This window comes from Novosphingobium fluoreni (assembly GCF_014196615.1).
Classification (GTDB): Bacteria; Pseudomonadota; Alphaproteobacteria; order Sphingomonadales; family Sphingomonadaceae; genus Novosphingobium; species Novosphingobium fluoreni.
The window spans coordinates 1-5,160 of sequence record NZ_JACIDY010000019.1 but is presented as its reverse complement, the minus strand read 5'-3'; the positions used below and the strand labels follow the sequence as shown (position 1 = coordinate 5,160).

The 5,160-nt window shown below is 58.0% G+C and carries 7 protein-coding genes; 5 read left to right on the top strand and 2 right to left on the bottom strand.

Annotated elements, in window-relative coordinates:
• Both GGR39_RS16980 and GGR39_RS16975 read left to right on the top strand, forming a co-directional pair.
• Positions 1-1,292 (top strand): site-specific integrase (locus GGR39_RS16980; protein ID WP_221226219.1); only part of this gene is annotated, 1,292 nt, incomplete at its 5' end.
• Positions 1,293-1,294: 2 nt separating this feature from the next.
• Positions 1,295-1,558 (top strand): hypothetical protein, encoded by a 264-nt coding sequence (locus GGR39_RS16975; RefSeq protein WP_221226218.1) that lies wholly within the window; start codon positions 1,295-1,297, stop codon positions 1,556-1,558.
• Between the two features lies 1 nt (position 1,559).
• Here GGR39_RS16975 and GGR39_RS16970 read toward each other — a convergent pair whose 3' ends face one another.
• Together GGR39_RS16970 and GGR39_RS16965 are read right to left on the bottom strand one after the other, a co-directional pair.
• The gene (locus GGR39_RS16970; protein WP_183618986.1) at positions 1,560-2,282 is read right to left on the bottom strand and encodes an Abi-alpha family protein; all 723 of its coding nucleotides are present in this window, start codon (positions 2,280-2,282) and stop codon (positions 1,560-1,562) included.
• Positions 2,283-2,292: 10 nt separating this feature from the next.
• Positions 2,293-2,850 carry an SHOCT domain-containing protein gene (locus GGR39_RS16965; RefSeq protein ID WP_183618984.1) on the bottom strand — a complete coding sequence of 186 codons (558 nt, stop codon included), beginning with the start codon at positions 2,848-2,850 and terminating at the stop codon, positions 2,293-2,295.
• Between the two features lie 655 nt (positions 2,851-3,505).
• On the opposite strand from GGR39_RS16965, the gene GGR39_RS16960 reads away from it, so the two are divergent.
• The 3 genes from GGR39_RS16960 to GGR39_RS16950 all read left to right on the top strand — a co-directional run bounded on the left by GGR39_RS16960 (position 3,506) and on the right by GGR39_RS16950 (position 5,129).
• Positions 3,506-3,703 carry a DUF6771 family protein gene (locus GGR39_RS16960; RefSeq protein ID WP_183618982.1) on the top strand — a complete coding sequence of 66 codons (198 nt, stop codon included), beginning with the start codon at positions 3,506-3,508 and terminating at the stop codon, positions 3,701-3,703.
• Positions 3,704-3,872: 169 nt separating this feature from the next.
• Positions 3,873-4,517, top strand: a complete 645-nt coding sequence (locus GGR39_RS16955) for a hypothetical protein (RefSeq protein WP_183618980.1) — start codon at positions 3,873-3,875, stop codon at positions 4,515-4,517.
• A gap of 3 nt (positions 4,518-4,520) precedes the next feature.
• Positions 4,521-5,129 carry a hypothetical protein gene (locus GGR39_RS16950; RefSeq protein WP_183618977.1) on the top strand — a complete coding sequence of 203 codons (609 nt, stop codon included), beginning with the start codon at positions 4,521-4,523 and terminating at the stop codon, positions 5,127-5,129.
• Positions 5,130-5,160 lie beyond the last annotated feature (31 nt).

Genomic DNA, 5,160 nt, shown 5'->3' with positions numbered 1-5,160 from the left:
TGCGCCTGAGCCGCAAGGTGACCTTCGAGATCGAGGCGATGTTCGAGCAAACGCGCCGGGAGCATGGTATTATTCACGATGATCGCCTGCTACTGAGTGAGTTTGGAACGGGCGCTGCCCTCATGACAAACCGGCAACGATCCGGGGCAGCGGCGACCGATGGTGCAGGCACGACGCTTTCTGAAGTCTACGACCGATTTCTACTAGACCCAACGAAGCGGCGTTCAGATCGAACGATGCTGGCCCATCATACGACCCGCCGTGTCATCGAAGATGTTATCGGCTCGGCCAAACCGATTAGCGACATCACGCGGGAAGACTGTCGCGATCTGCTGGAAACCCTGCGGTGGCTCCCGGTCAATCTGGGAAAAAAGTACGGCATGATGCCCATCCGCGAAGCTGCTCGCCTTGCGAAGTCCGACGAGCGGATCAAGACCATCAACGCCACCAATCTTAACGCATATATGGCCCGCTTCACAACGATGCTGAACTGGGCGGTGACGGAGGAATACATCGGGCGCAATCCCGCTCGCGGCCTACAGTTGGCGGAAACGGTACACCCGCAGGATCGGCGTAAGCCATTCGAACTTTGGCAGCTTCGCCGAATTTTCCACGCGCCGATCTTTACTGGATGCAGAGATGACCAGCACGGCTACGCCATTGCCGGAGACACCATCGCCAGCGGCGCACGATACTGGGTGCCGCTAATCGCACTTTGGGGTCTGAGACTGAATGAAATTTGCCAATTAGATGTTTCTGATGTGCGCCAGATCGATGACGTGCAGTGCTTCGTCGTCACGAAAGACAGCCTGACTGGCACACGGGATAAGACGTTGAAGACCAAGTCGAGTGAACGTCTGGTGCCGGTTCACCCGATGCTGCACGATCTTGGCATCATGGGCTTCATTGAGGCGAAGCGGAAGTCGGGGGCGCTCAAGCTGTTTGACGATCTTCCGTCGGGGGCGACGGGCTTTCGCTCGGTCGCCTTCTCACGTTGGTTTTCGCGATTTCTGATGAGTGCCAATGCCGCCACTCCCCTCACCTGTTTCCATTCATTCCGGCATGGCTTCAGAGACGCAGCGCGGAACGCCCGCATCGATCGGGATATCGCTCTGCGACTCGGAGGATGGATTACAGGCGGGAGCCAAAGCGAAACCGCCGATGATTACGGTGCAGGCTATCGCCCGAGTGTGCTTCATGAGGCGATCTCAGCCATCGATTATCCGGGTCTCGACCTGTCGCATCTGCCGAACTGGACAGGACGCCCCCAACGACCACGCGGCAAAGGTTAGTAGTGAGCGGGCCAGCGTTGAACCTCACCATCAGCAATCAGGGGCACAAGCTCGCCAATGTCGCCACGCGCATGGACTCGATCGAGCGGGAGCATCAGAAGCACATTGAGCGCGCCGTTGGGCTGGAGACAAACCTCCAGAACCTCGAAAAGGGTCAAGAGCGCATCGCGCACCAGCTTGAGAAGATGGAGGCCGATGGCGAGAAAACCCGCGCGGAGATTATCGAAAGCCTGCGAGAGCTTCGGAGCGTGTCGCTGAAAGATTGAGTCATTGGTCTGACTGTTCACTCGGATACAAAGCTTCGATCAGATTTGCACCTAAGACAGTGAGGACGATATACTCCTCCAGCTTGGCCGTGTCCTTTATACTACTCCTTGGCTGGCTAACAGACGACTTCCAAGACATTGAGAACATCGTCGAGCGATCTACAAGTTCGATCGACGACCTAAGTATACCAAGGCTTAGCAAAATGGCGGTAGCCACCTCGTGCTGTTCTTCGATATCGCCATCTGCAAAATAGATTTCGGCGCTGATATCCCTTGTCGGATATTTGTGATGGGCTAGCCGTTCACGCGCATCTCGATACTTACTCGCCACCTGAGAAAGAAGGCTGGCCGCATCAGGCGTGAGCCTCGAAACCAAATCGATGTTCTGCCGCTGCAAAGCTGCCTCATTCCCGCTCGCCGCATTCGCAAGCAGCTTGGCGAAGAGTGCCTGTAGCTCCGGCTCGTCCTCCTCGCTGGCTTTCTCGAACCAGCGATAAGCGTAGCTCTCGGGCAGAGCGGCAGTCTTTAACGTTAAGCCCCGTTCGGCCACTTCCTTCTCAAGCTTCTCGCTCACTTTGGCCGCGTTCTTCAGCCGCCATGCGACCACCTTATCGCCCAAAATGGCATGCCACGCGTCAGCGAGCGTTCCGGCCACGGCACTGCCAAGCGGCTTGGAGAGTTCGTCCGCCTTCTTGGCGACGATCGGAACGATGCTGCCTTCCATCACTGCATCCTTATCGAGAAAGCAACTTCGCCTTTTGCGCGTCAAACTCTGCTTGCGTGATAACGCCTTTGTCCTTGAGCGCTGCAAGCTTGGCAAGCTCATCGGCGATCGATTCAGCGGCAGGAGCAGAAGCGGACGTGCCCACTCCGGCAAACTCAGGCGGCGGAGGTGGCAAGGTGGCCTGCGCACATTGAGTAGCGAGGAGTCCGTATCGCTCGGTGGCACTCTCAATCTCGAAGTAGCGGATAAAGCCCTGATCGTAGACCACCACAAACGGTGAGTCGCCGACATAGCCACCCATACGGTTTTTCGAGTTCACGAACCCGCATGTGACATATCCAAAGACGCGCTTGCTCAGGAAGGGCTTATAGCCGCCCCACTTGAAGCCGTTCGGCCATGAAATCTTCGCAGAGTCAGGATCAACCAGAGACGCGATTACGCGCGCTTCTACTTGCTGCCTAACAGCCGCCCAATTAGGCGGGGTGGCGGGTTCAGGTGGCTGCGGCTCCTTAGCGGCCTGTGCCGATGTCGCGACTGTCAGCAGCGCCACAAACCCCACCCATTTCATATGATCACCCCTATTTGCCCTTCCTTTGCTTAGATGCGACGTGCTGGGTGGGCAAGCAATGTGGCGGCTTCGGAACAATGATAACTCGGTGGTGCCTGATGGGGGAGTTGGGCCATCAAGAGAGCAAGCGCTTGGCTATCTCGACTGCCCCAGCCGCGAAAGCGCCGAAGACAGGTGCCGCCAATATGCGCCCCCATCTGAATTGCCTAAGCTGCGCAAGGACAGCCACAACTGTGGCGGCTCTGATTGCCCCGTTAGACGCTAATATTTCGACCTGAGCGGTCGTGGGGTCATGTGTGGCGGGACCGAGCCCTAAGCCCCTAGACAGGCGATCAGTAGGTAAAGTTTCGTTCCGGTCCATTTCCAGCCTTCCACGCGCGATAATTAATGTCGCTGTGATCCGAGGCCGTCTGGATGTTCGGAATCAGGATTTTTAAGTCCTTCGGACTGCATGCCCCGAATCAGGCCATTCCGTCAAGGGCGGCGATTTCCACTTTTTTTCCTCAGCTTCCACTTGCTTGGCTGATCTCCGCCACTTTGGCTCGCCGCCTTTCTACAGCCTTGGGACGACAGCCTGAGGATGAGCTATCCTAGAGGACGGCCTCATTGATTTCCGTTCCCTTTTCGTTCTACCATGAAGGCAACGGAGATTCGCATGACAATCACCCCTGAACGCATCGCAGAGCTTTTGCTTGTAGAGTCACCGGGCTGGTGCCGCGCCGGTCTCACCGCACCGGATGAGCGCATGCGTGAGCGCGCGGCGGACGAACTCGCATCATTGGTCTATTCGCATCTCGAAGCCCCTGAGCAGCCCGCTCAAGACGCTCGGCAAATGACCCTACCGCTTCAGTGATGTCGTGGTGGGGCCTCCACCACCCCCCGATGATCCGCCCCCGCCGCGCCCGCGATTTGCCCGACAACCCCCACCAACTCCGCTTGGCGTTGACCCGGATGAGTGGCAGCGTGCTCGTGACGATCGCCAGCCTAGGCGACTGATCATGATCGCAGGGGGGTAGATACGAGTGCCGAGTCTTGCGACCTTTCTATCCAGCCCAGCGCTCATCCACGCCGCTCCGGCATTGGCAGGCGCGATCATAGGCGTCACCGGCACATTGCTCGTCACGATCACAAACGGTCTGCTAACTCGCGACAAGTTCATGAGGGAGCGGCTTTGGGATAAACGGCAGGACGCATGCAACACCATCGTGAGCCAGCTTCGCGCCGCTCAGCCATACGGTAGCCGGATGGAAGACGGGTTCGCTGAGAACGCTTATGCATATTACCAAAGCGACGCACTTGTAGCTGCTAACAAGGCGTATGCTGATCGCATCAGCGCGGCACACGATGCTTTTCAGGCCAACTACCTCATTCTCCCCTCCGCATTCCGTCGCCGATATGAGCGGATGGTCAAAGATCGCGGTGCTTGGTGGTATGATTCTGGTCCTGAAGTCTACCTTGGACCGGTAGGTGTGAATGGCGTTGCCGCACGTGATCTTATGGACATTGCCCGCGCATCGTTAGGCATCGCCCCGTTGTTCTCCCGCCAGATCATCCGCTGGCGTCCAATCGTTCGGGCGCTGCCATCATGGTCATCTCAGCTAACGCGCCGGATCAAACGAAGGTGGCGACAGTGGCGGAAGCCTCAAGACAACGATCTCGATTTCTGAGCTATGATCCTAGAAACCAACGACCTGATCGACTGGATCGCCGATCGCGAACTGTTGCTGATCACGGCATGGACTCCCGAGCTTGTCGCCGCGCTGGAGTGGAATGAGCCCTTGGCAGAAGCGCTTGCCGGTGAGCTTCACGCGGCAATGATGACCACCCTACTGAGGCGCGGCACGGAGTCGAACTTCCTCAACCTGATCGCGCGAAGCGGCATCGGCATTGAGCCCAAAGCGGAGAAGGCCGTCGCGGGACGCTTCTACGATGTTACGCTCAAGCTCGCGCGAGCGGCCTCACGGCGAAGGCGGGAGGAAGCTTCTCGACTCATCTTCGCTTACCGGCGCGCAACCGTCGTGAACGACGACCGAGCAAAGCCCGGATACCATGCTCTCGACGGCATCCTTCTCCCGTTCGATCACCCGTTCTGGCGGCGGTGGTATCCGCCCATCGATATCGATGATTGTCGGTGCTCTGTAGCGCCAGTCACCCGCAGCCAGTTCGCGCGATTGGGTGAACCCGTCACGAGCGAAGACGAGCTTGCAGAGCGTGAGTCGAGATTGTCGGCAGCATGGCCTCCCGCGTTCGAGCGCTTGCTGGATTTCCAGCGCGTCTGAGATAGAATAGAACCATGGTCGCCATCCCAGC

Coding starts and splice junctions, on each gene's coding strand:
- GGR39_RS16970 (WP_183618986.1), bottom strand. CDS start 2,282: ATGGAAGGCAGCATCGTTCCGATCGTCGCCAAGAAGGCGGACGAACTC.
- GGR39_RS16950 (WP_183618977.1), top strand. CDS start 4,521: ATGATCCTAGAAACCAACGACCTGATCGACTGGATCGCCGATCGCGAA.
- GGR39_RS16965 (WP_183618984.1), bottom strand. CDS start 2,850: ATGAAATGGGTGGGGTTTGTGGCGCTGCTGACAGTCGCGACATCGGCA.
- GGR39_RS16960 (WP_183618982.1), top strand. CDS start 3,506: ATGACAATCACCCCTGAACGCATCGCAGAGCTTTTGCTTGTAGAGTCA.